The organism is Nocardioides humi, assembly GCF_006494775.1.
GTDB lineage: Bacteria > Actinomycetota > Actinomycetes > Propionibacteriales > Nocardioidaceae > Nocardioides > Nocardioides humi.
This window is the reverse complement of record NZ_CP041146.1, coordinates 3231506-3258038: the sequence shown is the minus strand read 5'-3', so window position 1 is coordinate 3258038 and position 26533 is coordinate 3231506. Positions and strand designations below refer to the sequence as shown.

Below are 26533 nucleotides of genomic sequence, written 5' to 3'. Positions count from 1 at the left end.
CTTCCGTTCTCTTCGACAGGTGGGGGCGGACGTTCGGAGTGGCCGGATCAGGGTTGCCAGATCTCGGTGACGCGGACAGCGGTCGGGGAGAGCACCCCGGTCACGTTGACCTCGGTGCCGGCCGGGATGGGCTGGTGGGCGCTGGCGTTGAGGCGCAGCGGATGGCCGCCGACGACGACCCGCACCACGCCGTACCCCTCCCCGGGGATGTCGGTGACGACCTTCGCGACCAGGCCGACGCTGTCGGCGATCGCGACCGTGCCGTCGCTCGGGCTGTCCTTGAGCAGGCGGGTCAGCCACCAGGCGAACCAGCCGACCACCACGCCACAGCCCGCGCCGATGGCGAGCGAGACCGGGAGCGGGAGCCCGGCGCCGTCGCTGGCGGCTCCGCCGAAGCCGAAGGCGGAGACGAAGCCGCCGATCACCGCGGAGGAGATCCAGTCGGCCTCGAGGGCGTCGAAGGCTCCGTCGAGGAGGTCACCGGCGACCAGGGACACCGCGAGCAGGACGAGCCCGGCGATGCCGAGGACGAGGAAGACGGTCACGGGGCTCTCCGGGGAAGCAGGGGCGGGCTTGGATCGTATCCGGCCGATCCTGCGCCAAACCGGGATCGCCGCGATCCGCCCTCGACGCTCACCTCTCGACCAGCCGGGCCAGGCCGTCCAGGACGAGGTCCAGGCCGAAGCCGAACTCCTCGGCGTAGTCGTAGCCCGGCTGCAGGGCGTGCTCGACGACCAGCTCGGTGAGGTGGGGGTACGCGCCCTCGGCCATGTCGGCCATCAGCCCGGCAGTGACGTCCTCGACCTCGGCCTCGGAGTCGAACGGCAGGTTCACCTCGGTGACCACGAAGCCGTAGACGTAGGCGTCGATCACCGAGAAGGCGTGCGCGGCGTCGGCGACGGAGAAGCCGCCCCCGCGCAGGCTCCCGAGCACGGCGTCGTGGTGGCGCAGCAGCGCCGGCAGCGGGGTACGACGGGACTCGATCAGGCCCACCGCCCACGGGTGCGCCGCCAGCCGGTCGCGCGCGGAGGCGGCCCGCCGGCGCATCGCCTGCCGCCAGGGCTCGTCCGGCTCGGGCAGGTCGATGCCGGCGAAGATCCAGTCGACGAGGGCGTCGAGCAGCGCCTCCTTGCCGGCGACGTGGTGGTAGAGCGACATCGCCTCGACGCCGAGCGCCTTGCCGACATTGCGCATGCTCACCGCGGGCAGGCCGCTGCGGTCGGCGACCTCCACCGCGGCGAGGACGATGCGCTCGGGGGTCAGCGGCGTCCGGGGCTTGGGCATGGCGGCACTTTACAGGTGTAAGTCCGGGTGCTACCGTCCCTTACATGCGTAAGGTATGCGTCGTGGGCGGCTCCGGGAAGCTGGGCCGCCATCTCATCCAGCACTGCCTCGAGCGCGGGTACGACGTCGTCGCGGTCTGCCGCCCACAGAGTGTCGGGAAGCTGGCCGACCTCGCCGACCGGATCACCGTCGTCCCCGGCCGCACCGACGACCGCGCGGTGATCGCGCAGGCGGTGGCGGGCTGCGACGGCGTGCTCACGGTCCTGGTGCCGTGGGGCGTGCACGACTACTCCTCGGGCACCGCGCAGGCGGTGCTCGACCACGCCGAGCCGGGCGCCCGGCTGGTCTTCTCCTGCGGCTGGCACATCACCCGCGGGGACGGCGACCACTACACCCGCAGGTTCCGGGCGATGGTGTGGGCGGCGAAGGTCGTGGCCCGGGCGGTCCGGTTCGCCGACATCGACGACCAGGTCCGCGCCTGCGACCGCATCTTCGCCAGCGACACCGCCTGGACCGTCGTCCGCGGCAGCTCGCTGGAGGAGGGCCCCTCCGAGGGACTGCCGGTCTGGTCGCGGCACGTCGGCGACCCGGTGCTGGCGAGTGACCTGACCCGGCGTACCGACTTCGCGCTGTTCATGGTCGCCGCGCTCACCGACGACACGCTCGTGCGCGAGGCGCCGGCGATCGTCGGCTGCCGCACCGAGTCGGCACTGCGGCACGCGCAGGGGTGACGACCGTCACAAAGTTGCACTCGATCCTAAGATGATGCAAAGATGCACCCGTGAGTCAACTGTGCATGAATCGTCGGGAGGCCAAGCGGCACCAGACCGCGCTGCGCCTCCAGGAGTGCGCAGTGCGGCTCACCATCGACCGCGGCTTCGACGGCTGGACCATCGACGACCTGGCCGCCGCGGCCGACGTGTCCCGGCGAACGGTGTTCAACTACTTCGACGGCAAGGCCGAGGTGATCCTCGGTCCTGAGCCGGACGTCGACGAGGAGGCCATGGCGGCCTTCGTGTCCGGCGGGCCTACCGGCCGGCTGTTCGACGACCTGCTCGTCCTCGCCCACGAGGCGACCCGCGAGAAGGCCGACTCCGAGCGGCACATCGCGGCCGTGCGCGACGCGATCATGAACGACCCCCACCTGCTGCGCCTGGTCCACGAGCGGTTCGAGATGGCCGCCGCCCTGCTGGGCGACTGCATCCGTCGGCGCGAGGGCGACGACTTCCCCGACGAGAAGGTCCGGCTCCTGCTCCGGCTCCTGATGACCTGCTTCGACCACGCCCTCGCGCGCCTGGGCGAGGACGCCAGCACCACCTTCACCGACCACTTCGACGCGACGGTCGTCGACATCCGCGCCTGCCTCGCCTGACCCCTTCCCCACCCCGACCGCGTGGAGACCCCGCGCGCCCATCCACCAGGAGACCTCACCATGGCCCGCCTGCTCTACCGCATCGGCTCGACCGCCTACCGGCGGTGGCCGTTCTTCATCGCCGGATGGCTGCTGCTCGCCGTCCTCGTCGGCAGCATCGCCGCCGCCTTCTCCAAGCCGATGTCCGACCAGTTCACCATCCCCGGCATCCCGTCGGAGAAGGCCGCCGACATCCAGCAGGAGCTGTTCCCGCAGGCGGGCGACGCCTTCGACGACGCGTCGGTCAATATCGTCGTCGCGGCGCCCGAGGGGCACACCCTCTCCGAGCCGCGCTACCAGACCGCGATCCAGCAGCTGATCGATGGCGTGCCCGGACTGCCGCAGACGGGCGAGGAGAACCCCGGCCTGGTCGCGCCCGCCGAGGCGCCCGAGGGCGTGCCGGCCGCGTTCTCGACCCTGTCCGACGACGGCCGGATCGGCACGATGTCGTTCGAGTGGGACGTCGACTCCCCCGCCGACCTGGAGACGTCGTCGGTCGACGAGCTCAAGGAGCTGCTGGCCGACACCACCGACGAGACCGGCCTGGTCGCCGAGGCCAACGGCCCCGGCATGGCCGTGATGGAGCCGCCGGGCGGCTCGGCGGAGCTGATCGGCCTCGGCATCGCGCTGGTCGTCCTGGTGCTCACCTTCGGCTCGCTGATGGCCGCGGGCATGCCGCTGCTGAACGCCGTCTTCGGCGTCGGGCTCGGCATGACCGGCATCACCGCGATGACCGCCTTCATGGACATCGGCTCCAGCACCCCGATGCTGGCCACGATGATCGGCCTCGCGGTCGGCATCGACTACACGCTCTTCATCCTCGCCCGCTACCGCACCGAGCTGCACCACACCGACGACCGCGCCCACGCGGCCGGCATCGCCGTGGGTACGGCGGGCTCCGCCGTCGTCTTCGCCGGCCTCACGGTCCTCATCGCGCTCTCCGCGCTGGCCGTCGTACGGATCCCGTTCCTGACGGCGATGGGCCTCGCGGCCGCCGCCACGGTCTTCATCGCGGTGATGGTCGCGCTGACCCTGCTGCCCGCGCTGCTCGGCATGACCAAGTCGTGGGCGTTCCGCGGACGGGTGCGGAAGTACGACCCGAAGCGCGACGAGCACGGCCGGATCCTCAACAACGGCGTGCGCTGGGCGCGGGTCCTCGCCAAGGCGCCGGTCGCCTGGGTGCTCGGCGTCGTGGTCCTGCTCGGTGCGCTGGCTGCGCCGATCACGCAGATGTACCTGGCGTTCCCGACCGACAGCACCGCCGCGAGCAGCACCACGCAGCGCCAGGCGTCGGACCTGATGACCGAGGCTTTCGGGCCCGGCCGCGAGGGCCCGCTGCTGGTCGTCGTCGACGGCCGCGCCATCACCTCGGACGAGGAGCGGCAGGCGGCGTTCGACAAGGTCGTCGACTGGGCCGCCGGACAGGACGACGTCGCGAGCGCCGACCTGGTCGCCACCAACGCACCGGTGGGCGAGGACGGCACCCCCACCGGGACCGGTACCGGCGCGATGATCCAGATCGTCCCGTCGTCCGGCCCGGACGAGCCGGAGACGCTCGACCTGCTGCAGGCGCTGCGCGACGGCCAGGGCGCGATCGAGAGCCAGACCGACACCGTCGTCGGCGTCACCGGCCTCACCGCGATCACCACCGACGTCTCGGACCGGCTCAACGGCGCGCTCCCGGTGTACCTCGCCGTCGTCATCGGCCTGGCGTTCGTGCTCCTCGTCCTGGTGTTCCGCTCGATCCTGGTCCCGCTGACCGCCACCCTGGGCTTCCTGCTCTCGGTGCTGGCGACGCTGGGCGCGACGGTCGCGATCTTCCAGGAGGGCGCGCTCGGCCTGTTCGAGGGCCAGCCGATCGTGAGCTTCATGCCGATCTTCCTGATCGGCGTGGTGTTCGGCCTCGCGATGGACTACCAGGTCTTCCTGGTGACCCGGATGCGGGAGGCGCACGTCCACGGGCTGCCCACCCACGAGGCGGTCATCGACGGCTTCCGCAACAGCGCCCGGGTGGTCACCGCGGCCGCCACGATCATGATCGCGGTGTTCGCCGGCTTCATCCTCGAGGACGACGCCATCGTGAAGTCGATGGGCTTCGCGCTGGCCGCGTCGATCATCTTCGACGCCTTCGTGGTCCGGATGGTCCTCATCCCGTCGGTGCTCTACCTGCTCGGCGAGAAGGCCTGGTGGCTGCCGAAGTGGCTGGACCGGATCCTTCCGAACGTCGACGTCGAGGGCGAGTCCCTCGAGCGCGACTCCGCCCCGGTCCACGTCGGCGCCTCCGGCGACGACCGCGACGACGACCTGGACAAGGAGCTCGCCGGCGTCTGACCGACCCGGCTCATCCTGACCCCGTAAGAACGCCGACCCGGCGCATCCTTACCTTGCGCAAGGTAAGGATGCGCCGGGTCGGTGCAATTTCCAGGTCAGGATGAGCCGGGTCGCGGAGTCAGGCGAGGGCGGACTCGATGTCGCCGGAGATCTTGGCGGGCTCGGTGGTGGGGGCGTAGCGGTCGAGGACCCGGCCGTCGCGGCCGACCAGGAACTTGGTGAAGTTCCACTTGATGGCGCCGCCGATCAGGCCGCCCTGCTCCTTCTTCAGCCACTGGTAGAGCGGGTGCGCGTCCTTCCCGTTGACGTCGACCTTGGCGAACATCGGGAAGGAGACGCCGTAGTTGCGCTCGCAGAAGGCGGCGATCTCCTCCTCCGAGCCGGGCTCCTGGTGGGCGAACTGGTCGCACGGGAAGCCGAGCACGGTGAAGCCGCGGTCGCCGTAGGAGTCGTAGAGCTCCTGCAGGCCCTGGTACTGCGGCGTGAAGCCGCACTTCGAGGCCGTGTTGACGACGAGCACGACCGAGCCGTCGTACGACGACAGGTCGATCTCCTGGCCGTCGATCGCGGTGGCCTTGAAGTCATGGAGGGAGGTCATGCCTGCAGTGTGGCACGCAGCACCCGCGTCTGCAGGCCAGCGAAGCCCGCCACGACGAGCGCCTGGGCCACGACCCAGGCCCGGCCGAGCGGGTCGAGGTCGAGCGCGCCGGTGACGGCCACGTCCAGCGAGGCGACCACCCAGGCCAGGTTGGCGGCGACGAGCGCCCAGCCGATCCGGCGCGAGCGGGGCGAGCGCGCGTAGAGCCCGACGAGGGCGGCGTAGGCCAGCAGGAGGGCGCCGACGACCCGCCAGGTGCCGGCGTCGCCGCCGAGGAGGTCGGCCAGCGGACCGGCGGCGGCGAGGTAGACGACCGCGTTGGCGCCGGTGACCAGGGCGTCGGCAGCGAACCAGAGGCGGCGGGCCGCCAGGGCTGCGGGACGGGCGGCGGGACGGTTGAGGGTGGTGGTCATGGTGTCCTCCTCGGTGGGGTTCGGTACCCGAACCCTCGCCCTGCCGCGGGTCACCCGGCCATGACCTCCGGGGTCATGCTGCGGCCGTCAGTCCGCGACGCCGGGATCGGGCGCGACGGTCGGGCCCGACGGCACCAGCCCGGCCCACGCCTCGCCCCAGCGGGTGAACGCGGTCTCCTCGAGCGGCCGGCGGCGGCGTACCCGGTGGTCGCGCTCGGCGTCCCGTTCGGGGACCTCGGCCGGGTTCCCGCGGCGGCCGACGGCGATCGCCGCGACCACCTTCGCGTGCGGAGGTACGCCGAGCTCGGCGGCGACCGCGTCGTGGTCGAATCCCGCGAACTGGTGGGCGTGCAGGCCCATCGCCCGCGCCTGCAGGGAGACGTGCGCGGACGCCTGGCCGACGTCGTGCGCCGGGATGGTCGGGTCGCCCGGCTCCTCGCCCTCCTCCGCCACGACGGCGACGGAGACGAGGACCGCGGCGGCGCGCGGCACCCAGCCGGAGTTGCCGCGCGACAGGTGCCGCACCAGGACGTCGTGGGTGGCGCTGCCGCGGACGGCGACGAGGTAGCGCCACGGCTGGCGGTTCCCCGCGCTCGGCGCCCACTGCGCCGCCTCGAGCAGCCGGCTGAGCTGCTCGTCGGTGAGCACGTGGCCGGCGTCGAAGACGCTCGGGCTCCAGCGGGAGTGCAGCGGCTCGGCGATGTCGACCGGGTTCATGGGGTCGAGTATCGCGGGGGAGCGTCGCACCCGGCACGCGGGCCGCGCCGGCTCCGGTGGCGGCCGACCTCCGGCGCCACGGCCCCCTCAGGGCAGGGCGATGAAGACCTTGGTGGCCGGCTCGACCGTCTCCCAGGTGCCGGAGAACCCCCTCGGCACGAAGAACGCCTCCCCCGCCCGGAACTCCCGCCGCGCGCCGGTGTCGTCGACGAGCGCCACGACGCCGGTGAGCATCACGCACACCTCGTCGTAGGGGTAGTCGTCGAGGCGCAGCGAGCCCGGCCGCCCGGACCACGCGCCGCCGTACGGCCGCGACTCGTCGGCGCCGAAGACCCGCCACTCGGTCTCCTGCCAGCCGGGCGAGGCGGTGCCCGGCTCCCAGACGGGTACGACGGCGGTGCCGGCGCCGATCTCGATCGTGCGGACGTCGGCCACGGTGGCGCTCATCGGGACTCCTCCTGCTGCCCGGTGAAGCGGCGCAGCACGTTGTGGGTGATCTGCTCGGTGAAGGGGTCGTGGTGGACCAGGCCGCTGACCCACTCGGTGGTGCCGGCGTTGAAGACCTCACCGGCACCGCGCCGGAAGCTGGCGACCATGCCGGCGCCGTACCCGGTCGCGAACCGCTCCGGGACGTCGTCGCCCCACACGGCCGCGACCAGGTCGCGCATCTCCGCGAGAGGTGCGCCGATGGGGACCTCGCCGTCCCACCGGTCCGTCTCGCCGAGGACGGCGGGCGCCATCGCCACGATGGTCAGGTCCTCCGGCGCGCCGTCGGTCCCGGTGGCGTAGGGCAGGCCGTGGCGGAAGGTGTAGTCGACGCCGTCGACCTCGAACGCCGCCACACAGACCGGAGCCGCGCCGAACACGTCGCCGTAGAAGAGGTCGGTCCCGGCCAACGCCCAGTGCTCGGGGCGGTAGACCGTGTAGCCGCCGCTGCTGCGCGGCGTCGTCGCGCCGTAGCGGGCGTAGGCGCCGCCGAGCCCGGTCAGGCCCATGGTCCGCGCGCCGGGACGCCCGACGAACGGCGCGTCCCAGGTCGTGGTGACCCGGGTCGGGTCGGTGGCCAGCAGCGGGTCGAGGCGCGGGTCCTTGTAGCAGGTCTGCCGGCCCTCGTCGTCGAGCCGCACCTGCCACACGTAGTTGCCGGCGAAGCGCGCCACCCCGCCGCCGGCGTCGACGAAGCGGTCGACGACGTCGCGCATCTCCCAGGTCCAGTACTCGTCGTGCCCGACGAACACCGCGCAGCGATAGCCCTCGAGGGCCGCAGGGTCGTCGTGCAGGTCCTGCTGGGTGAGGAAGTCGAGCCGGTAGCCGTGGCGCTCCGCCCACACCACGAAGTGCCGCTCGTAGGTCGCCCAGAAGGCGTCGCTGTGGTGGCGGGAGTAGCCGTGCGTGATCGCCCACTCGTACGTCGGGTGGCGCGGCCGGTAGCCCGGCCCCGGCGTGGCGGGGTTCGCGTTGCGGGGCGCGCCGGGAGGCAGCCGGAGCATGCCGCGCGCGACCGGCCGCCGGCTCGAGAGCACCGGCGCCGGGATGTCGGCGTAGGGGTCGTCGCCGAGGCCGCGGTAGTGGTTGGCGCCGCCCCAGTCGTTGTACGCCGCCAGGGTGCCGGTCGTCAGCACCAGCGCGATGTCGGCGCTCGGCCGGGGTGCGCGGACCACGAAGAAGCCCTCCCGCTCGTGCCTGCGGCCGTCGACCTCGATCCCCACGACGACGAGGTAGAACCCACTGGGCCAGTCCGGGCCGACCGGGATCCGCACCGCGACCGGCCAGCCGCACCCGACCGCGTAGGCGTCCTCGGGCGTCGGGTGCGCGACGCCGGGCAGGTCCGCCGCCGACCACACCTCGACGGGCTCGGCGCCGTCGCGCACCACGCGGACGTCGTACGACGGTGCGGTGGTGTGGACGCTGAGCGCGACCTCCTCGCCGGGGAGGTAGCTGTAGCGGTCGGCGTAGCACCAGATCTCGGGGTTCGCGGGGTCGGCGCCGGGACGCTCGACGGGGAAGCCGGGGATGGACCAGGCGTAGCGGGCGGTGCTCACCGGGCGGCCGCCCTCTCCCGGACGACGCCGGCGACGAAGGCGAGCGCCAGCGGCAGGTTGATGAGCACGTTGTCGCGAGCGCCGAGGCCGGTCAGCAGGCCCATCTTGGAGCAGACGAGGTAGAGCACGACGGCCAGGGCGACGGTGGCGAGCGCCGGCGCGACCAGCCGCTGCCAGCGGCCCTCGTCGCTCCGGTTGCGCGCGAAGAAGCGGATCACGGCGACCGAGGTGAGGATCTGCAGGCACAGGACGCCCACCAGGGTGGGGGTGTTGGTCCAGATGACGACCTGCGTGTACGGGTCGAGGTCGGAGAGGCCGAAGCCGGCGAGCGCCACGACGACGAGCACGGACTGGACGACGACGGCCCGCGACGGGCTGCCGTTGCCGCCCGTCGTGCCGAGGGAGGCGGGGAGCAGCCGGTCCCTGCCGAGCGCGAACAGGTAGCGGGCGCCTGCGTTGTGCAGGGCGAGGACGCCGGCGACGAAGCTGGTGACGATGAGGACCTGCATCACGTCGGTCATGAACCCGCCGAGGTAGGCCTGGTTGATCGCGAACACCAGCTGCGACGGGTCGCCGGCCAGGGCGGCCTGGAGAGCGCCCGGCCCGATCGCCATCAGCAGGATCCACGAGACGAAGGTGTAGGTGACGGCGAGCAGCCCGACGGCGAGGTACGTCGCGCGCGGCACCGTCCGGCGCGGGTCGCGGGCCTCCTCGGCGTAGACCGCGGTCTGCTCGAAGCCGATGTAGACGACGAAGGTGATCACGAACAGCGAGCCCAGCGCGCCGGCGTCCCAGCCGGACGGGTCGAAGCCCGCGAGCGTGAGTCCCTCGGGCGCGCCCTGGGCGAGGATCGCGACCGCCAGCGCGAGGAGCAGGCCGAGCTCGCCGACGAGCAGCAGCGCGAGCACGCGCGCGCCGACGTCGACGCGGCAGTAGGAGACGACCGACACGATGATCCCGAGGGCGACGGCGCACACGCCCCACGGCAGGTCGACCCCGGCGAGGTCCTCCAGCGTGATCGATGCGAACAGGCCGGCCGCGGCGCAGAAGCCGATCTCGCCGAGGGTGTACGCGACGTACGCGACCAGGGCCGAGCCCGCGCCCACGGTGGGACCGAGCCCGCGGGTGACATAGGCGTAGAACGCGCCGGCGTTGCGGACGTGGCGCGACATCGCGCAGAAGCCCACGGCGAAGAGCGCGTAGACCAGGCCGGCGGCGAGATAGCCGACGGGGGCGGTCTGGCCGCCGACGAGGAAGGCGAGCGGCGCGAAGCCGGCCATCACGGTCAGCGGCGCCGCGGCGGACACCACGAAGAACACGAGGTGCCGCGCGCCGACGGCATCGCTGCGGAGCGCTCCGGCGGCCGGCTCCAGATCGGTCTGTGACATCGGTTCTCCTCGCACACATTTGCCTATCGATCGATAGGCGACGGCGTCACTGTAGGACCGCGTGCGCCGTTTGTCTATCACTCGATAGACTGCCGTCATGGCGCGTGCGAAGGTCTCCCGGGAGCAGATCCTGCGCGAGGCGGCGCGACTGTTCGCGATCAAGGGCTTCCACGGCACCTCGACCCGCGAGATCGCCGAGGCCGTGGGCGTGCGCCAGCCCTCGCTCTTCCACCACTTCGCCTCGAAGCACGACATCGCCCGCGCGCTCTACGAATACGACCACGAGCGCTCTCCCGGCCTGCAGGGGCGGCGCGAGCTGCCCGAGGGCACACCGGCGTCCGTCGAGTTCTACCAGTCGGTCCGGCGGGAGATCCTGGTCGAGATGACCAGCGCCTACGACCTCCGCGGCCTCTACCTCAGCGCGCTGATCGACGAGCCCGAGTTCCTGCCCTGGCGCACGGCGTACGACGCGGCGATGGCGCGCTCGCGTGCCGTCATCGAGCAGGGCGTGGCCGACGGCGAGTTCGTGACCACGCGGGCCGACGTCGTGATCGAGATGCTCGACGCGACCATCAATCAGGCGGTCCGGTGGTCCGGCACCCAGCACGACCCGTCGGTGCCGGACGACGTGGCGGTGCTGGCCCTGCGGCTGGTCATCGCCCGGCCCGGCCGGATCCCCGCCATCCGCCGGCAGGCGGACCGGCTGCTCAGGGACGCCGGCACGCCCTGGGCCGACGAGCTGGAGCAGCTGGACGCCTGAGCCCCCGGCTCAGCGCGCCGACGACCGGTGCGCCGTCGCGACCGGCGTCCGCGCTTCGTACTCGGCCACGGCCAGCTCGCCGGCGCGGGTGATGTGGGCGGCGCAGGCCTCGCGGGCCGCGACCGGGTCGCGGCGGCGGGCGGCGGCGTCGACGATCCGCACCAGCTCCTCGAGCGAGAGCCGGACGCGCTCGTCGTCGGTGAAGGCGAAGTGACGGAACATCCCGATCCGCAGGTGGATCCGCTCGATGCTCTCGCGCAGCACGTCGTTGGCGGCACCGGTGAGCATCCGCTCGTAGAACTCGTTCTTGAGGGCGGCCCGGGTGGCGAGGTCGCCGGGGACGAAGTCGCGCTCCATCCGCGTCAGGTGCTCGATCAGCCCGGTCGCCTCCTCGGCGCTCGCACGGACGGCGAAGCGCTCGCCCATCAGCCCCTCGAGGCAGGCCCGCACCTCGTACATCGCGATGATGTCGCAGCGCGTGAGCACGGTGACGATCGCGCCGCGGTTGGGCAGCAGCGTGATCAGGCCCTCGGACTCCAGCTGCCGCAGGGCCTCGCGCACGACGGTGCGGGACACGCCGTAGCGCTCGCAGAGCATCGGCTCCACGAGCCGCTGCCCCGGCGCGAGCTCGAGCTGGAGGATGTCGTTGCGCAGCGCGCGGACGACCTCCTGACGTACCGGCGCGGCCGGAACCGTGATCATCGCCTGCTCCCTGTGCCGGCCTGCGCGGGCAGGCCTTGATCGTATGACGGTATGACGATTATGGTGACCGATGTCACGGCTGTCCATCTCGGGCGTGGTCACCCGCTCGAGCCGGGGGACCGACGGCCTGGACACGGCGAGGAGGAGGCTGTCGTGCCGGACCAGTCCGCACGCGATGCGCTGGACGCTGCCAAGGCGGCCGTGCTCAACGAGGACACCGGGCCCGGGGCGCCCGCGCCGGCGCTGGTCGACTCGTGGCGCCGCTCCCGCGACGCCCTGGGCCAGCCGTCCAACGTCCGCGACGTCCCCCACGTCGGCGAGGAGCTGCTCGACGCCCACCTGCTGGAGATGATGCGCAGCCCGCTGCAGCGCTTCGCCGACACCCTCGACGGCACCGGCCTGGGCCTGCTGCTCTCGGACGCGAACGGGCGCATCCTCGAGCGCTGGGTGGGCGACCGCGCCGCCAGCGCCCACTTCGACAAGGTCGGCACCTTCCGCGGCTCGGTCCTCTCGGAGGAGTCGGTCGGCACCAACGGCGTCGGCACCGCCCTGGTGACCCGCAGCCTGGTCCAGGTCCGGGGCGCCGAGCACTTCGCCGACTTCTACCAGCGCGCGGTCTGCACGGGCTCGCCGCTGCTGCACCCGATCACCGGCTCGCTGCTGGGCTCGGTGACCCTCTCCTCCGACATCAGCCCCGGGACCGAGCTGCTCCGGCCGCTGCTGCAGACCATCGTCGAGCGGCTGCGCCAGCACATCCTGGACGTCGAGACGCCGGCCTCCCGGCAGGCGCTGGAGGGCTTCATCCAGGCCGTCCGACGCTACGCCGAGCCCGTGGTCGCCGTGGGCCACAACGGGCTGGTCATCCAGAACGCCCTGGCCAGCAAGCTCAGCCCGGCCCAGCTGCAGGAGATCCAGGAGGCGTGCCGCGAGGCCGGCGCGCCCGAGGGCCGGCCCACCCGGGTGCACACCGCCAGCCTCCAGCTGGAGCTCACCACGCTCGCCGACGACAACCACGTCGCCGTCGTCCTCGACGCGCCCCGCCGGACGACGGGGACGACGGGGACGGCGGGGACGGCGCGCCGGCTCGCGCCGGTCGCCGGCCTCGGCCTGGTCGGGCGCACCCCGGAGTGGCTGGCCGTGCTGCAGCAGGTCGCGCGGGCCCGCGAGGAGGACGGGCCGCTGGTGATCGCCGGCGAGCCGGGCACCGGCAAGCTCTCCGTGGCCGTCGGCCGCCCCTGGAGCGCGGCCGAGGCACCGGACGCCTCCGACGCCTCCGACGTGGTGGTCGACGCCGCGGAGAGCCATGTCGTCGGCACCCAGGCCTGGCTCGCGGGGATCGCGCAGCACCTCACCGGCGACCGGCGCCTCGTGGTCCGTGGAGCCGACACGCTCGACCGCGCGGCCCTCGCCGGACTGCGCACGCTGCTGGCGCACGCCGCGGCGGCGCCGTCGGTCGTGGTCACCGTCTCCGCGACCGATCCGGCCGAGGCCGAGGAGCTCGCCGTCCGGCTCGGCGGCGGCCGCGTGGTGTGGGTGCCCCCGCTGCGCGAGCGGGCCGCGGATCTGCCCGAGCTGTGGAACTCCTTCGCCCGGGTCCTCGCGCCGGGCGCCGGCATGGTGCTGCGGCCCGAGGCCCTGAGCCTGCTGCGGGGCCACCAGTGGAGCGGTAATCTCACCGAGCTGCGGCTCCTGGTGTCGCGCCTCGCGCAGTCCGGCCGGACCGGGCCGGTCGGCCTCGCCGACCTGCCGTCGTCGCTGCGCGACAGCGCGCCGGGCCTGACCCTGATCGAGCAGGTCGAGGTCCGTGCGATCCGCCAGGCGCTGCAGGAGGCCGGCGGCAACCGGGCCCGCGCCGCCGAGATCCTCGGCGTCTCGCGGGCCACGGTCTACCGCAAGATGAAGTCCTACCGGCTGATCGGCTGAGCCGCCCGGACGCCGGCGGCCGTCTCCGCCGCACGCCGGCGGGCCGCGGCGACCAGCCACGGGACCAGCACGCGGCCGAGCACGACCAGGACCAGCACCGCGGCCTGGGCGATCAGCTGCCGCGAGTCCGACCAGCCGAGCGCCCGCAGCAGCTGGCCGAGCTGGGTGAGGAAGAGCGCGGCGACCCCGGACGCCACGACGCTCGCCACGCCACCGCTCAGGGCGGTCCCGCCGAGGACGACGGCGGCCACGGTCGGCAGCAGGTAGGAGTCGCCCAGGAACAGCGGCGGCGTCTTCGTGTAGCCCGCGAGCAGCACGCCGGCGATGCCGTAGCAGGCTCCGGCGGCGGCGTACGCGAGGACCTGGTAGCGCTCCACCCGGATCCCGACGACCTCGGCGGCGCGCGGGCTGACCCCGACCGCGGTCAGCCGCCGCCCGCTCGTCGCCCGGCCGACGGCCAGGCCGGCGATCCCGACGACAACCACGGCGACGACGACCGTGTGAGGGACGCCGAGGGTGCGGTCCAGCGCGAACTGGTTGAGCGCCCGGGCGGCGCCGGCCGGGGTGCCGTCCGCCACGGCGAACACCAGCCCGAGCAGCACGGCGTTCATGCCGAGGGTCGCGATCAGCGGGATGACGCCGAACCGGGTGACCAGCACCCCGGTCACGACGCCCGCGAGCGCCGGGCCGAGCACGCCGGCCGCCACGGCGACGACCAGCGGCCAGCCGTGCTGCTGGGGAAGGGCGGTGCAGAGCACGGCGCCGAGGGCGAGCATGCCGGGCACCGACAGGTCGAGGCCGCGCTGCTGCACGACGAGGGTCTGGCCGGCGGCGGCGATGGCCAGGACCGCCGCGAACGGCAGCATGCTCAGCAACGGCGCCCTGCCCAGGCTGCCGGGCGCCACCAGGGCGAGGCCGCGAACAGCAGCACGGTGGCGACGACGATCGTGGCCGGTCCCGCCGTCAGCAGCCGGCGCACCAGGGTGGTGGTGGCGGTGGTCGTGTCCATGCTCAGGCCTTCCGGGTGCGCTGGAGGCGGCCGAAGAGCACGGCCGCCACGAGGATGACCAGGCCGGGGAGCAGGTAGCTCCAGGCCTGGGGGAGCTGGAGGAACGGCGAGGCCGACAGCAGCTGCTGCACCAGCAGGCCGGCGACCAGCACACCGAGGAACGAGCCGCGGCCGCCGAAGACGCTGGCGCCGGCGAGGACGACGACGGTGATCGACGAGAGCGTGTAGCCGACGCCGGGACGCCCGTCGCCGATGCCGATCTGCGCCATCAGCAGCACCGCGGCGCCGCAGGTGAGCGCGCCCGCCAGGAGGTAGGCGCCGAGCTGCGCACGCGTCGTACGGACGCCGATCTTCTCCGCGGCGTCCCGGCGGGAGCCGGTCGCCCGCAGCGCCACGCCCCATCGGGTACGACGCAGCGCGACCTCCAGCACGACGGCGACCGCGGCGGCGGCGATGATCGCCACCGGCAGGGGCCCGACCCGGGCCATGACCTGGGTCGAGACCGACTCCGCGACGACGCCGGCCGGCACCTCCCGCAGGGTCAGGGAGATGCCCTGCAGCGCCATGAAGACGGCGAGGGTCGCGACCACCGCGTCGACGCCGACCACGGCGACCAGGACGCCGTTGACCAGGCCCACGGCGAGCGCGGTCAGCGCCATGAGCAGCAGGCCGACGGCCGGGCTGCCGCCGTCGACGAACCAGAACGAGCCGACCACCACGAGCAGGCCCATCAGCGGTCCCACGGACAGGTCGATGCCGCCGGTGAGGACGACGAGGTGCTGCGCCGCGCCGACCAGCACCAGCGGGGCCGCCATGAACAGCAGGTTGTAGATGTTGAAGGAGGAGAAGTACGACGGGTTCTGCGCGCCGACCACCAGGCCCAGCAGCGCCATCACGCCGACCAGGACCGCCGCCGGGGCGTGGTCGCCGGCGAGCAGCCGGCGCAGGCCGCGACGACGCGGGGCCTCCTCCGTCCCGCGCTCGCGGACGGTGGTGGCGGTGAGCGCGGCGTGCGCGATCGCCTCCTCCGTGACCTCGTCGCCGGCGAGCTCCTTGACGACCGTGCCGCGCGAGACGATCAGCACCCGGTCGCACAGTCCCTCCAGCTCGACGCCGTCGGAGGAGAGGAGGACGACGGCCGCGCCGCCGTCCGCGACCGAGCGGATGATCCGGTAGATGTCGACCCGGGCGCCGGCGTCCACGCCCTGCGTGGGCTCCTCGGCGAGCAGCACGCCGGGGTGGGCGAGCACCGTGCGCGCCATCACCACCTTCTGCTGGTTGCCGCCCGAGAGCGCGGCGACCGGCGTGTCCACCGAGGGCGTCTTGATGCCGAGCTCGGCGCGCTGCTCCTCGGCGCGCGCGGCGACCGCGCGGGTGCGCACCAGTCCGGCGGTGCTGACCTCGTCGAGCGTGGCGGCCGCGATGTTCTCGGCGACCGACAGCGGCAGGAAGACGCCGTCCTCGTGACGGTCCGCGGGGACGTGGACGACACCGGCCCGTCGGGCGTACGCCGTGCTGCCGCGGGCGAGCCGCCGGCCGTCGACGAGCACGTCGCCCCTGCTGGGCTCCAGGCCGGCGAGGGCGTGCAGCAGCTCGGTCTGCCCGTTGCCCTGCACGCCGGCGAGGCCCACGACCTCCCCCGCCCGGACCGTGAAGGCGACGTCGTGGAAGCCCTCGCCCGAGAGGCCTTCCACGACGAGCTGCTCGTGGGTGCCGACGGATCCGGCGACCGATCCCTTCGGTGGGAAGACCGCGTCCAGGGCCCGGCCGACGACGAGCTCGACGACCTGGTCCTCCGAGACCTCGGCGGCGGCGTGCACGCCGCGGGTGCGCCCGTCGCGCAGCACGGTGATCCGGTCCGCGACCTCCTTCACCTCCGGGATGCGGTGGGAGATGTAGACGACGGCCGTGCCGTCCGCGACGATCTCGCGCAGCCGGCGGAAGAGCAGCCGCACCTCCTCCAGGCTGAGGTGCTCGGTCGGCTCGTCGAGCACCAGCACCCGGGGCCGCAGCGCGAGCGCCTTGGCGATCTCGATGACGAACCACTGCTCGATCGGCAGGTCGCCCACCCGGGCGCGCGGGTCGATGTCCATCCCCCAGGGGGCCAGCTGCTCCCGGGTCCAGGCCACGGATCCGCGGACGCCGCCCGCGGGGGCGAAGCCGACGCCGACGGCCATGTTCTCGGCGACGGTGAGATCGGGCAGGAGGGCGGGGTGCTGGCGGACGATGGCCAGCCCCAGGGCGCGCGCCCGCTCGGGCGAGGCGTGGGCCAGCGTCTCGCCGACGATGACCACCTCGCCCTCGTCCGCGGCCAGCGCGCCGGAGGCGATGGCCATGAGCGTCGACTTCCCGGCGCCGTTCTCGCCCACGAGGGCATGCACCTCGCCGCGCTCGACGACCAGGTCGACGTCCGCGAGCGCCTGCACGGCACCGAAGCGCCGGCCGATGCCGCGCAGCTCCAGGGCGTGCCCGGCGGTGGTGCTCACCCCCGCGGCGGCCGCCGCGTCCGTGTGCGTCACGCTCACTGCGCCAGGTACCCGCCGTCGATGACGAGCTCCGCGCCCGTCATGAAGCCGGAGTCGTCACTGGCGAGGAAGACCGCGCCCTGGGCGATCTCCTCGGGCTTGCCGGCCCGTCCCATCGGCGTCTGGCCGACGACGTACTCGTTGACGTCGGGCGCTTGGGCGTCGGTGAGCGGTGTGCTGATGAAGCCGGGATGCAGCGAGTTCACCCGGATGCCGTCCCGGGCGTAGGTGATCGCGGCGTTCTTCGACATATTGCGCACCGCGCCCTTCGTGGCGTGGTAAGCGTGCCCGCCCGCGACCGCGGCGGAGCCCCAGATCGAGGACACGTTGACGATGGATCCGGCGCCCTGGGCGAGCATGGCGGGCACGACGGCGCGCATGCCGAGCCAGGTGCCGGTCTGGTTGATCGCGACGACCCGCTGCCAGTCCTCGACGCTGAGCTCGTGGACCGGCTCGTAGGTGATGATGCCCGCGTTGTTGACCAGGACGTCGACGCGCCCGTGGCGCGCCACGACGTCGCCGACGACGCGCTGCCAGTCGTCGTCGCTGGAGACGTCGAGCTGCTGGTACTCCAGGCCGGGGCGGCCGTCGAGGTAGTCGACGTCGCTGCCGCGGCTGGTGGCGATCACGGTGGCGCCCTCGCGGGCGAACACCTCGGCGATGGACTGGCCGATGCCGCGTCCGGCGCCGGTGACGATGGCGACCTTGCCGGTGAGTCGGGACATGGGGTTGCTCCTTGGGGTGCGGGACCCGTCGGCCCGGCCGGGTCTCCGACCGGGCCGACGGTGGAACGGGAGGGGTCGGGGTCAGTCGAAGAGCGCCTGGAGCTCCTCGACGGTGAGGCCGGAGGAGAGGATCGCGTCGGGCGGCAGCGACTCCTCGCACTTCGGCGCCTTCGCGGCATCCGTCGAGTCCTCGATGATGTCGAGGTTGTACGTCGACGGCTCGTCGTTGCGGATGCCGTTGTGGGCCGCCAGGCCCTTGTGGAGCGCGACCTTGACCACCCAGTTGCGCGACGACTCCGTCGCCACCTGGAAGGTCGGGTTCTTCTCGGCGTGCTCGTACCACAGGCACGCGAACTCGTTGGAGTCGTTGGCCGACCACACCGGGAGCGGCTGGCCCGCGGCCAGGAAGGCGCGGATGCCGCCCACGGAGCCGCCGCCGTAGTCGGCGACGATGCCGTCGATCGCGTCGTACTTGGTCAGCAGGCCGGCCACCACCTGCTGGGTCTTGCCCGGCTCCCAGTCGGTGCTGACGGGACCGTCGGTGTTGAGCAGCGTGACGCCCGGGCTCTCCTGCGCGGCCTTCACCACGCCGTCGTACACGCCCTGGGAGTAGGAGTTGCCCGGCAGGCCGCCGAGCATGACGAGGTTGCCCTTGCCGCCCATCTTCTCGATGGTCCAGCGGGCGAGGTTCTCGCCGTAGGTCGTGATGTCCTCGGAGACGAAGTCGACGTAGTCCTTGCCCGGCTCCCCGCCCGGCGACCCGACGAACGGCACGACCTTCACGCCGGCCGCGGTCGCCTTCTTGATGGTCGGCAGCAGTGCCTCACCACCGTCGACGAAGGTGACGATGACGTCCACGCCCTGCGCGACGAGCGAGTTGATGTCGGCGATCGCCTTCTGCGTGTCGCCCTGCGCGTCGGTGTAGAGGACCTTGGTGATGTTGTCGCACCGGGCCGCCTCGGCCTCGAACACGGCGCGGGTGATCTTGCGCCACGAGTTGCCGCCGAAGCCGTCGGCGAGCGCGACGGTGATCTCGTCGTCACCGCAGAACCGGTCGATGTCCTCGATCTGGTCCTGGGTCCCGACGACGCCGACCTGCTGGCCCTCGACCGTGTCCTTCGCGCCGCCGTCGCCGGACGGGGCGCCCGTCGAGCACGCGCTGACCGCGCTCGCCAGTGCCGTCGCCGCAACCAGCGCGACGACTCCCTTCTTGCTCACCTGCATCTGTGATCTGTCCGCCCTGTCGATGGGTGCTGTCCGTCACAGCACCTCCTTGGACGGCGAGTCTTCGACCTCCCGGGGTGGTGAGCTGCGTCACTCTGCGACGGGACTGTCGCAATCTGCGACAGCCCTCGCATCGCCGAACCGCCCGGTTCAAGGTGAGGGCGTGGCTCCCCGCCACACCCTCCCGGCCCCGCGACGCGGGCCCCACCGGTCGAGGGTTCCCCGCTCGGAAGGAGACGTCAGCGATGACGCAACCGGTGCCGCAGGACCTCCTCGGCGAGATCTACGCCCAGTGGGCCGTGGAGATGCAGGCCCATCCCGACATGTCGCTGCAGCTGCTGCGGATCATGTTCGACGACTGGCAGCGGGCGACCGCCGAGCCCGCCGGGGTGACCTACCGTCACGCCGACGTCGCCGGAGTGCCCGGGGTGTGGGCCGAGCCGCTCGGCGCGGACGGCGACGAGGTGGTGCTGCTGCTCCACGGCGGCGGGTTCGCGCTGGGATCGTCCGCCTCGCACCGCAAGCTCGGCGGGCACCTCGCCCGGGCGTGCGCCGCCCCGGTCTTCGTCGCCGACTTCCGCCTGGCGCCCGAGCACCCCTACCCCGCCGCGATCGAGGACGCCCTCGCCGTCCTGGCCGCGTGGCGGGCGGAGGGCCGCGACCCCGCCCGCACCACCCTGGTCGGCGACTCCGCCGGCGGCAACCTGGCGATCGCGACGACCCTGCGGCTCCTCGCCTCCGAGGACCCCCTGCCGCGCCAGGTGATCACCATGTCTCCGTGGCTGAACATGGAGAACACCGGCGCCACCCTGGACAGCAACGACGCCACCGACTTCCTCATCACGCGGGAGGGTCTCCAGGCCAATATCGACCGGTACATCGGCGGCGCCTGCGACCCGACCGAGCCGTTCGCCAACCCGCTGTACGCGGACCTGACCGGCTTCCCGCGGCTCTACATCTGCGCCGGCTCGGTCGAGTCGCTCTTCGACGACAGCGTCCGGCTGCACGAGCTCGCGCAGAAGCACGACGTCGACGTGACCTTCTCCGTCGGGCAGGGCCAGCAGCACGTCTACCCCTTCCTCGCCGGGCGGACCGAGCGCGCCGACCAGGAGATCGCCGCCATCGCCGACTGGTACCGCGCCGGCCTCTCCCGCTGACCCCGACCGAACCACCCGAGCCACCCCGAGCCACCCCGAACCAGAAGAGGACACCACCCATGAGCACCGACCTCCCCGTCGACCACGACGCCCTCGTCATCGGCGCCGGCTTCTCCGGCCTGGCCCTGCTCCACCACCTGCGCGAAGCCGGTCTCTCGACCCACGTCGTGGACGCGACCGACGGCATCGGCGGCACCTGGTGGATCAACAACTACCCGGGCGTGCGCACGGACAGCGAGTTCCACTACTACTCCTTCTCCTTCTCCAAGGAGGTGCGCGAGGAGTGGACCTGGACCGAGCGCTACCCCAGCGGCAAGGAGGTGCTGGCCTACCTGAACTTCATCGCCGACCGGCTCGACCTGCGCAAGGACATCGAGCTGGGCATGCGGGTCAGCCGAGCGGCGTACGACGAGGCGGGCAACCGGTGGGTCGTCGACTTCGAGGACGGCAGCCGGCAGACCGCGCGCTACCTCGTCAGCGGGATGGGCGTCCTCTCCCAGCCGATCCTCCCGGACATCCCGGGCATCGACGGCTTCGCGGGCACGACCTACCACACGGCGGCCTGGCCGCGGGAGGGCGTGGACCTGCGGGGCAAGCGGGTCGGCATCATCGGCCTGGGCGCCTCCGGCATCCAGGCGGTGCCGGTCATCGCCGAGCAGGCCGAGGAGTTCTACGTCTTCCAGCGCACGCCCAACTACGTGGTGGAGACCAACAACGAGAAGGTCGGCGCGGAGTGGATGCAGTACGTGCGCGACCACTACGACGAGATCTTCGAGCAGGCCGCCGCCCATCCCTTCGGCGTCGCGATGGAGTACGCCGAGAAGAGCGCGCTCGAGGCGTCGCCGGAGGAGCGGCGCGCGGTGTTCGAGAGCAAGTGGCAGGAGGGCGGCTTCCACTTCGCCAACGAGTGCTTCAACGACCTCGCGACCAACCACGAGTCCAGCGAGCTGGCCTCGGAGTTCATCCGCTCCAAGATCCGCGAGATCGTCGAGGACCCCGCCACCGCGGAGCTGCTCTGCCCGAAGGACTACTCGTTCAACGGCAAGCGCGTCCCGACCGGGCACCACTACTACGACACGTTCAACCGCGCCAACGTCCACCTCGTCGACGTGAAGTCGACCCCCATCTCGGAGATCACCGAGCGGGGCATCCGGGTGGGTGGGACCGAGTACGACCTCGACGTCATCGTCTTCGCCACCGGCTTCGACGCGATGACCGGCACGCTGACGACGATCGACATCGTCGGCCGCGACGGCCTGGTCCTGCGGGAGAAGTGGGAGCGGGAGGGCCTGCGCAGCAACCTCGGGATCTCGGTCCACGGGTTCCCGAACTTCTTCATGTCGCTCGGCCCGCAGACGCCGTACTCGAACCTGCCGGTGCCGATCCAGCTCGGCGCCCAGTGGCTGCAGCGCCTGCTGGTCTGGGCCCGGGAGAACGACGTCCCTCGGATCGAGGCGACCGCGGCCTCGGAGCAGTGGTGGCTCGACGAGACCAACCGGGCCGGCGAGGCGACGGTGATGTGCTCGGAGGGCGAGAAGGCCGGCGCCTGGTTCCTCGGCCACAACGTGCCCGGCAAGGGTCGTGCGTTCCAGGTCTACATGGGCGGCGGGCAGGTCTACCAGGAGTACTGCCGCCAGGTGGAGGCCGAGGGCTACGCGTCCTTCCTCAACGACCGGGTGGCCGCCGACGACACCGCGGTGGTGCCCGCGTGAGCGCTGCTGTCGCCGGCGAGCGGGCCCGCGCACCGGAGCGGTCCGGGCGCGTGGCCGGCAAGGTCGCCGTGGTCACCGGCGCCGCGATGGGCATGGGCCGCGCCACCGCCGAGCTGCTCGCCCGGGAGGGCGCCGCGGTGACGCTGACCGACATCGACACGACCGAGGGCGCGGCCGCGGCCCGGGCGATCCGGGACGCCGGTGGCCGGGCCGCGTTCCGGCCGCTCGACGTCAGCGACGAGGCCGCCGTCGCCCGGGTCTGGGCCGAGGTCGTCGCCGAGCACGGCCGGATCGACATCCTCGTGAACTGCGCGGGCGTGATCGGTCCGGACAAGCCGACGCACGAGGTGACCGAGGCGGAGTGGGACGCGCTCTTCGCGATCGACGTCAAGGGCGTGCTGTGGGGGACCAAGCACGCCGTGCCCTACATGATCGAGCAGGGCGGCGGCAGCATCGTCAACTTCTCCTCGATCTACGGACTGCGCGGCAACGACGAGTTCTCGGCGTACCACGTCGCCAAGGGCGCGGTGACGATGCAGACCCGGCAGGACGCCGCGACGTACGGCAGGCACGGCATCCGGGTGAACAGCGTGCACCCCAGCACCGTGCTGACGCCGCTGGTCGAGGGCATCGCCGCCGAGTTCCCGGGCGGGATCGCGGCCTACGAGGAGGTCAACACGACCCATCAGTCGCTGCGCCGGCTGGGCCGTCCCGAGGAGGTCGCGTACGGCGTCCTCTACCTCGCCTCCGACGAGGCGTCCTGGGTCACCGGCGTCGCGCTGCCCATCGACGGCGGCTACACCGCCCGCTGAACCGCCCCCACCCCATCGCACCCCGCGGGACCTCCCGCACCAGGAAGGAACCTCCATGACCACAGCTGAGACCGTCGCCCCGACCGGATCGACGGCGGCCGGTGGCGTCCGCACGAGCCTCTACATCGACGGCGTCTGGACCGACCCCGGCCCGTCCTTCGAGGTGATCGACCCCGCGACCGGGCACGCCGTCGCCCGGATGGCCGACGCCGGGGCCGCCGAGACCCGGGCCGCCCTCGACGCCGCCGTCGCGGCCCAGGACGCCTGGGGCCGCTGGGCGCCGCGCGCCCGGGCCGACCTCTTCCACCGGGCGCACGGCCTGCTGCGGGAGCGCGCCGAGCAGTTCTCGCGGGTGATGACGGCGGAGAGCGGCAAGCCGCTGAGCGAGTCGCGCGCGGAGTTCGACCTGTCCGCCAGCTTCTTCCTCTGGTACGCCGAGCAGATCACCCACCTGCACGGCGGCTGGGCGCACGGGTCGCACGGGGGCTACCGGGTCGTCACGACCCACCAGCCGGTCGGGCCGTGCCTGCTGATCACGCCGTGGAACTTCCCACTGCTCATGTCGGCCCGCAAGGCCGGCGCGGCCCTGGCCGCCGGCTGCACGGTGGTGATGAAGACCGCGCAGGAGACGCCGCTCACCGGCGCGCTGTTCACCCAGACCCTCGCGGACGCCGGCTTCCCGGCCGGCGTGGTCAACCTGCTGCACACCACGAGCTCGGCGACGATCTCGGAGACCGCGCTCGCCGACCCGCGACTGCGGAAGATCAGCTTCACCGGCTCCACCGGCGTCGGGAGCCTGCTGCTGCAGAAGGCCGCTCCCCACATCGTCAACGCGTCGATGGAGCTCGGCGGCGACGGCCCGTTCGTGGTGCTCGACGACGCCGACGTCGACCTCGCGGTCGAGCAGGCGGTGATCTGCAAGTTCCGCAACGCGGGCCAGGCCTGCGTCGCGGCGAACCGGATCATCCTGCACGAGGCGATCGCCGACGAGTTCACCGCGAAGTTCGTCGCGGCCGCCCGGGAGCTGCGGGTCGGCAACGGCTTCGAGGACGGCGTCGACGTCGGCCCGATCATCAGCAGCCGGCAACGCGACCGGGTGGTCGACCTGGTCGAGCGGTTCCGCGGCATCGGAGCGCACGTACTCACCGGCGGACGGCCGGCCGCGGGGGACGGCTACTTCTACGAGCCGACCGTGATGACCCTCGACAGCCGCGACCACGAGCTGTGCACCGAGGAGCTGTTCGCGCCGCTCGCCGCGCTCTACCGCGTGGGCGACGTGCAGGAGGCGCTGGACTTCGCCAACGACACCAGCTACGGACTCGCGGCGTACGTCTTCACCCGCGACCTGGACCGCGCGGTGGCCGTCGCGGAGCGCCTGGAGTTCGGCATGGTCGGGATCAACCGCGGGATCATGGCCGACCCGGTCGCGTCCTTCGGCGGCATCAAGGCCTCCGGCCTGGGCCGGGAGGGAGGTCCGGACGGCATCCACGAGTTCCTGGAGCCCAAGTACCTCGCGATCACGGTGGACGAGGCGAAGGCGGGCCTGCGATGACCCGGACAGCCAACGACCTGCGCCTCGGGCTGCTCCGGCAGCCCGGCACGGTGCTCTTCGGTCCCGGGCAGCGGCACCAGCTCGCCCGGATGCTGCCCGCCTGGGGCGGCCGCGCGCTGTTCTGCACCGACGAGCGGATGGCCGGCGACCCGATCTACCGCGAGCTCGTCGCCGAGGTCGAGGAGGCGGGCACGAAGGTCACCACCTACAGCCGGGTCCAGCCGGACCTCCCGCGCCAGGACCTCGAGGCGGTCGCCCGCACGCACGACGCCGCCGAGTTCGACGTCGTGGTCGCGATCGGCGGCGGCAGCGTGCTGGACTTCGCGAAGGTCGCCGCGGTGCTCCTCGCCCGCGGTGGCGACGTGGCCGCCCTGTACGGCGAGAACGTCGTCCCCGGCCCCGGGCTGCCGCTGGTGACGGTGCCGACCACCGGCGGCACCGGCGCCGAGGCCACCTGCATCTCGGTGGTGTACGACGACGCCCGCGGCATGAAGGTGGGGATCGCCAGTCCCTGGCTGGAGGCGGTGGCGACGGTCGTCGACCCCGAGCTCACGCTGAGCTGCCCGCCGGGGCTCACGACCGCGACGGCGGCCGACGCCCTCACCCACCTGGTCGAGGCGTTCACCGCTCGCGCCAAGAACCCCGGCCCCGCGGAGATCGAGGCGCACCTCTACGTCGGCAAGAACCTCCTCACCGACACCTGGGCCCGGCAGGGCCTGCGCCTGGTTCGCGACGCGTTCCCGCGGCTGGCCGCGGACCCGGCCGACCTGGGCGCCCGCTCCGACACCATGCTCGCCGCCTTCTCCGCGGGCATGGCGATCAACACCGCCGGGACCGCCGCCGCGCACGCGCTCCAGTCCCCGATCGGCGCGCTGACCCACACCGCGCACGGCATCGGCGTCGGCGCGCTCCTGCCGTACGTGATGCGGTTCAACCTCCCGACCCGGGTCGAGGAATTCGCCGAGGTCGCCGAGCTGCTCGGCGTCGTCCCGCGGGGCGGGTCGGCCGAGGCCGCGGCGCGGGCCGGCATCACCGCGGTCGAGGACCTGCTGGCCACGATCGGCTGCCCGCCGGACCTCGCGGCGCTCGGCCTGCGGCCCGAGCACGTCGACCAGGTCGCCGACCAGGCCCTGCTGGCCACCCGGCTCACCGCCAACAACCCCCGGGAGCTCGACCGGGAGGATGCCGTCCGGATCCTCGAGCGCGGCCTCGCCGGCGACCGGAGCTGGTGGTCATGACGATCGGCGTCCTGGGCGCCGGCTCGATCGGGGTGTCCATGGCGATCGTGTTCGCCCGCGCCGGACACGACGTCCGCTGCTGGGACCCGTACCCGGACGCCCGCACCCGCGCGGGCGCCGACCTCCGGGACCGGCTGGACCGGCTGGCCGGGCACGGCCTGCTGGCGGAGGAGCCGGCCGTGGTCGCGGACCGGGTCGAGCTCGTCGGCGAGCTCGACGACGCCGTGGCGCAGGTCGAGCTGGTCCAGGAGTGCGCGCCCGAGCGCCTCGACGTCAAGCAGGGCCTCTACCGGCGCCTCGCCCACCTCACCGCGGACGACGTCCCGCTGGCCAGCTCCAGCTCCGCCCTCCGCGCCGGCGTGCTGGCCGAGGGCAGCACCGTGGAGCACCGGGTCCTCGTCGCCCACCCGGCCAATCCGCCGTACCTGCTGCCGATGATCGAGGTCGTCCCGAGCGTCGCGACGAAGCCGGCGGTCACCCGCCGTGCGACCGAGCTGTACGCCGCGGCCGGGCTGCAGCCGATCGCCCTGCGCCGCGAGGTCGAGGGCTTCGTGTTCAACCGCCTCCAGGGCGCCGTCCTGCGCGAGGCGTACTGCCTGGTGCGCGACGGCGTCGTCGACGTGGCGGACCTGGACGCCGTGGTGCGCCTGGGCCTGGGCCGCCGGTGGAGCGTGGTCGGGCCGTTCGAGACCGTCGACCTCAACACCCGCGGCGGCATCGCGGCGCACGCGGAGCGGATGGGCCCGGCGTACGAGCGGATGGGGCGCGAGCGGGGCCAGCACGACCCGTGGACCCCCGACCTCGTCGCCACCGTCGCCGCGCAGCGCCGGGCGCTGGTCCCGCTCGAGGAGTGGGAGGCGCGGGTCGCCTGGCGCGACGAGCAGCTCATGCGCCGCGCGGTGCTGGACGCGGAGGAGGACGTGCCGGGAGCCCGGGGCTCGCGTTGACGTCCGACGCGCTCGGCCCGGATGTGCGCAGGTCTGGCCGCCAGGACGTCCTGGCCCCTCCGA

At 73.0% G+C, this 26533-nt stretch carries 25 protein-coding genes; 11 read left to right on the top strand and 14 right to left on the bottom strand.

Annotation, left to right across the window (positions count from 1 at the left end; genetic code table 11):
* Positions 1-47 precede the first annotated feature (47 nt).
* On the bottom strand, positions 48-545 hold the full coding sequence (locus tag FIV44_RS16030; RefSeq protein ID WP_141005304.1) for a hypothetical protein: 498 nt from the start codon (positions 543-545) through the stop codon (positions 48-50).
* 88 nt (positions 546-633) lie between these two features.
* Complete coding sequence (locus tag FIV44_RS16025) at positions 634-1284, bottom strand: TetR/AcrR family transcriptional regulator (RefSeq protein WP_181410617.1); 651 nt, start codon at positions 1282-1284, stop codon at positions 634-636.
* A 44-nt stretch (positions 1285-1328) separates the two neighbouring features.
* Here FIV44_RS16025 and FIV44_RS16020 point away from each other — a divergent pair, with 44 nt between their 5' ends.
* From FIV44_RS16020 to FIV44_RS16010, 3 genes are all read left to right on the top strand, one after another.
* A complete protein-coding gene (locus FIV44_RS16020; RefSeq protein ID WP_141005303.1) occupies positions 1329-2015 on the top strand; it encodes an NAD(P)-dependent oxidoreductase in 687 nt (228 codons plus the stop codon).
* Between the two features lie 65 nt (positions 2016-2080).
* The gene (locus FIV44_RS16015) at positions 2081-2656 is read left to right on the top strand and encodes a TetR/AcrR family transcriptional regulator (protein WP_141005302.1); all 576 of its coding nucleotides are present in this window, start codon (positions 2081-2083) and stop codon (positions 2654-2656) included.
* 60 nt (positions 2657-2716) lie between these two features.
* Positions 2717-5026, top strand: a complete 2310-nt coding sequence (locus tag FIV44_RS16010) for an MMPL family transporter (RefSeq protein WP_141005301.1) — start codon at positions 2717-2719, stop codon at positions 5024-5026.
* Positions 5027-5144: 118 nt separating this feature from the next.
* Here the strand turns inward: FIV44_RS16010 and FIV44_RS16005 are convergent, their stop codons facing one another.
* From FIV44_RS16005 to FIV44_RS15980, 6 genes are all read right to left on the bottom strand, one after another.
* The gene (locus tag FIV44_RS16005; protein WP_141005300.1) at positions 5145-5624 is read right to left on the bottom strand and encodes a glutathione peroxidase; all 480 of its coding nucleotides are present in this window, start codon (positions 5622-5624) and stop codon (positions 5145-5147) included.
* Entirely contained in the window at positions 5621-6037 is a 417-nt protein-coding gene (locus tag FIV44_RS16000; RefSeq protein ID WP_141005299.1) for a hypothetical protein, read from the bottom strand. Before FIV44_RS16000 ends, FIV44_RS16005 begins: the two co-directional genes overlap by 4 nt.
* A gap of 87 nt (positions 6038-6124) precedes the next feature.
* Positions 6125-6754, bottom strand: coding sequence for a nitroreductase family protein (locus FIV44_RS15995; RefSeq protein WP_141005298.1), 630 nt, complete (start codon positions 6752-6754; stop codon positions 6125-6127).
* 87 nt (positions 6755-6841) lie between these two features.
* A complete protein-coding gene (locus tag FIV44_RS15990; RefSeq protein WP_141005297.1) occupies positions 6842-7201 on the bottom strand; it encodes a cupin domain-containing protein in 360 nt (119 codons plus the stop codon).
* The gene (locus FIV44_RS15985; protein ID WP_141005296.1) at positions 7198-8796 is read right to left on the bottom strand and encodes a N,N-dimethylformamidase beta subunit family domain-containing protein; all 1599 of its coding nucleotides are present in this window, start codon (positions 8794-8796) and stop codon (positions 7198-7200) included. Before FIV44_RS15985 ends, FIV44_RS15990 begins: the two co-directional genes overlap by 4 nt.
* On the bottom strand, positions 8793-10184 hold the full coding sequence (locus FIV44_RS15980) for an APC family permease (RefSeq protein WP_141005295.1): 1392 nt from the start codon (positions 10182-10184) through the stop codon (positions 8793-8795). Before FIV44_RS15980 ends, FIV44_RS15985 begins: the two co-directional genes overlap by 4 nt.
* 97 nt (positions 10185-10281) lie before the next feature.
* Between FIV44_RS15980 and FIV44_RS15975 the strand changes: the two genes are divergently transcribed.
* Positions 10282-10944: a TetR/AcrR family transcriptional regulator gene (locus FIV44_RS15975; protein WP_141005294.1), complete on the top strand. Its 663-nt coding sequence runs from the start codon at positions 10282-10284 to the stop codon at positions 10942-10944.
* A gap of 9 nt (positions 10945-10953) precedes the next feature.
* On the opposite strand, the gene FIV44_RS15970 is transcribed toward FIV44_RS15975, so the two are convergent.
* Entirely contained in the window at positions 10954-11646 is a 693-nt protein-coding gene (locus FIV44_RS15970; protein ID WP_141005293.1) for a GntR family transcriptional regulator, read from the bottom strand.
* 153 nt (positions 11647-11799) lie between these two features.
* Here FIV44_RS15970 and FIV44_RS15965 point away from each other — a divergent pair, with 153 nt between their 5' ends.
* Complete coding sequence (locus FIV44_RS15965) at positions 11800-13569, top strand: sigma-54-dependent Fis family transcriptional regulator (RefSeq protein ID WP_141005292.1); 1770 nt, start codon at positions 11800-11802, stop codon at positions 13567-13569.
* Here the strand turns inward: FIV44_RS15965 and FIV44_RS15960 are convergent.
* The 5 genes from FIV44_RS15960 to FIV44_RS15945 all read right to left on the bottom strand — a co-directional run bounded on the left by FIV44_RS15960 (position 13551) and on the right by FIV44_RS15945 (position 19046).
* Positions 13551-14435: an ABC transporter permease gene (locus tag FIV44_RS15960; protein ID WP_141005291.1), complete on the bottom strand. Its 885-nt coding sequence runs from the start codon at positions 14433-14435 to the stop codon at positions 13551-13553. The genes FIV44_RS15965 and FIV44_RS15960 overlap by 19 nt on opposite strands.
* A 2-nt stretch (positions 14436-14437) precedes the next feature.
* Positions 14438-14578, bottom strand: coding sequence for a hypothetical protein (locus FIV44_RS30580; RefSeq protein ID WP_181410616.1), 141 nt, complete (start codon positions 14576-14578; stop codon positions 14438-14440).
* A 2-nt stretch (positions 14579-14580) separates the two neighbouring features.
* On the bottom strand, positions 14581-17097 hold the full coding sequence (locus FIV44_RS15955) for an ATP-binding cassette domain-containing protein (protein ID WP_219996033.1): 2517 nt from the start codon (positions 17095-17097) through the stop codon (positions 14581-14583).
* Between the two features lie 2 nt (positions 17098-17099).
* The gene (locus FIV44_RS15950) at positions 17100-17828 is read right to left on the bottom strand and encodes an SDR family NAD(P)-dependent oxidoreductase (protein WP_141005290.1); all 729 of its coding nucleotides are present in this window, start codon (positions 17826-17828) and stop codon (positions 17100-17102) included.
* Positions 17829-17909: 81 nt separating this feature from the next.
* Positions 17910-19046 (bottom strand): substrate-binding domain-containing protein, encoded by a 1137-nt coding sequence (locus FIV44_RS15945; protein ID WP_181410615.1) that lies wholly within the window; start codon positions 19044-19046, stop codon positions 17910-17912.
* A 251-nt stretch (positions 19047-19297) separates the two neighbouring features.
* Here FIV44_RS15945 and FIV44_RS15940 point away from each other — a divergent pair, with 251 nt between their 5' ends.
* From FIV44_RS15940 to FIV44_RS15915, 6 genes are read left to right on the top strand one after another with little or no spacing between them, the layout of a single operon-like run.
* Complete coding sequence (locus tag FIV44_RS15940; protein ID WP_141005288.1) at positions 19298-20209, top strand: alpha/beta hydrolase; 912 nt, start codon at positions 19298-19300, stop codon at positions 20207-20209.
* 59 nt (positions 20210-20268) lie between these two features.
* Positions 20269-21921: a flavin-containing monooxygenase gene (locus FIV44_RS15935; RefSeq protein ID WP_141005287.1), complete on the top strand. Its 1653-nt coding sequence runs from the start codon at positions 20269-20271 to the stop codon at positions 21919-21921.
* A complete protein-coding gene (locus tag FIV44_RS15930; protein WP_219996032.1) occupies positions 21918-22733 on the top strand; it encodes an SDR family NAD(P)-dependent oxidoreductase in 816 nt (271 codons plus the stop codon). The genes FIV44_RS15935 and FIV44_RS15930 overlap by 4 nt, the downstream gene beginning before the upstream one ends.
* Positions 22734-22788: 55 nt before the next feature.
* A complete protein-coding gene (locus tag FIV44_RS15925; protein ID WP_141005286.1) occupies positions 22789-24285 on the top strand; it encodes an NAD-dependent succinate-semialdehyde dehydrogenase in 1497 nt (498 codons plus the stop codon).
* Positions 24282-25523 carry an iron-containing alcohol dehydrogenase gene (locus FIV44_RS15920; protein WP_141005285.1) on the top strand — a complete coding sequence of 414 codons (1242 nt, stop codon included), beginning with the start codon at positions 24282-24284 and terminating at the stop codon, positions 25521-25523. The genes FIV44_RS15925 and FIV44_RS15920 overlap by 4 nt, the downstream gene beginning before the upstream one ends.
* Complete coding sequence (locus FIV44_RS15915) at positions 25520-26470, top strand: 3-hydroxyacyl-CoA dehydrogenase (RefSeq protein ID WP_141005284.1); 951 nt, start codon at positions 25520-25522, stop codon at positions 26468-26470. The genes FIV44_RS15920 and FIV44_RS15915 overlap by 4 nt, the downstream gene beginning before the upstream one ends.
* Positions 26471-26533 lie beyond the last annotated feature (63 nt).

What these genes read in the sequence shown, in the direction of transcription:
- FIV44_RS15970 (WP_141005293.1), bottom strand. Translation starts at nt 11,646, where the DNA reads ATGATCACGGTTCCGGCCGCGCCGGTACGTCAGGAGGTCGTCCGCGCG.
- FIV44_RS15925 (WP_141005286.1), top strand. Translation starts at nt 22,789, where the DNA reads ATGACCACAGCTGAGACCGTCGCCCCGACCGGATCGACGGCGGCCGGT.
- FIV44_RS15990 (WP_141005297.1), bottom strand. Translation starts at nt 7,201, where the DNA reads ATGAGCGCCACCGTGGCCGACGTCCGCACGATCGAGATCGGCGCCGGC.
- FIV44_RS15950 (WP_141005290.1), bottom strand. Translation starts at nt 17,828, where the DNA reads ATGTCCCGACTCACCGGCAAGGTCGCCATCGTCACCGGCGCCGGACGC.
- FIV44_RS15980 (WP_141005295.1), bottom strand. Translation starts at nt 10,184, where the DNA reads ATGTCACAGACCGATCTGGAGCCGGCCGCCGGAGCGCTCCGCAGCGAT.
- FIV44_RS15975 (WP_141005294.1), top strand. Translation starts at nt 10,282, where the DNA reads ATGGCGCGTGCGAAGGTCTCCCGGGAGCAGATCCTGCGCGAGGCGGCG.
- FIV44_RS15920 (WP_141005285.1), top strand. Translation starts at nt 24,282, where the DNA reads ATGACCCGGACAGCCAACGACCTGCGCCTCGGGCTGCTCCGGCAGCCC.
- FIV44_RS16010 (WP_141005301.1), top strand. Translation starts at nt 2,717, where the DNA reads ATGGCCCGCCTGCTCTACCGCATCGGCTCGACCGCCTACCGGCGGTGG.
- FIV44_RS16020 (WP_141005303.1), top strand. Translation starts at nt 1,329, where the DNA reads ATGCGTAAGGTATGCGTCGTGGGCGGCTCCGGGAAGCTGGGCCGCCAT.
- FIV44_RS30580 (WP_181410616.1), bottom strand. Translation starts at nt 14,578, where the DNA reads ATGGACACGACCACCGCCACCACCACCCTGGTGCGCCGGCTGCTGACG.
- FIV44_RS15995 (WP_141005298.1), bottom strand. Translation starts at nt 6,754, where the DNA reads ATGAACCCGGTCGACATCGCCGAGCCGCTGCACTCCCGCTGGAGCCCG.
- FIV44_RS16005 (WP_141005300.1), bottom strand. Translation starts at nt 5,624, where the DNA reads ATGACCTCCCTCCATGACTTCAAGGCCACCGCGATCGACGGCCAGGAG.
- FIV44_RS16015 (WP_141005302.1), top strand. Translation starts at nt 2,081, where the DNA reads ATGAATCGTCGGGAGGCCAAGCGGCACCAGACCGCGCTGCGCCTCCAG.
- FIV44_RS16000 (WP_141005299.1), bottom strand. Translation starts at nt 6,037, where the DNA reads ATGACCACCACCCTCAACCGTCCCGCCGCCCGTCCCGCAGCCCTGGCG.
- FIV44_RS15960 (WP_141005291.1), bottom strand. Translation starts at nt 14,435, where the DNA reads ATGCTGCCGTTCGCGGCGGTCCTGGCCATCGCCGCCGCCGGCCAGACC.
- FIV44_RS15915 (WP_141005284.1), top strand. Translation starts at nt 25,520, where the DNA reads ATGACGATCGGCGTCCTGGGCGCCGGCTCGATCGGGGTGTCCATGGCG.
- FIV44_RS15940 (WP_141005288.1), top strand. Translation starts at nt 19,298, where the DNA reads ATGACGCAACCGGTGCCGCAGGACCTCCTCGGCGAGATCTACGCCCAG.
- FIV44_RS16025 (WP_181410617.1), bottom strand. Translation starts at nt 1,284, where the DNA reads ATGCCCAAGCCCCGGACGCCGCTGACCCCCGAGCGCATCGTCCTCGCC.
- FIV44_RS15935 (WP_141005287.1), top strand. Translation starts at nt 20,269, where the DNA reads ATGAGCACCGACCTCCCCGTCGACCACGACGCCCTCGTCATCGGCGCC.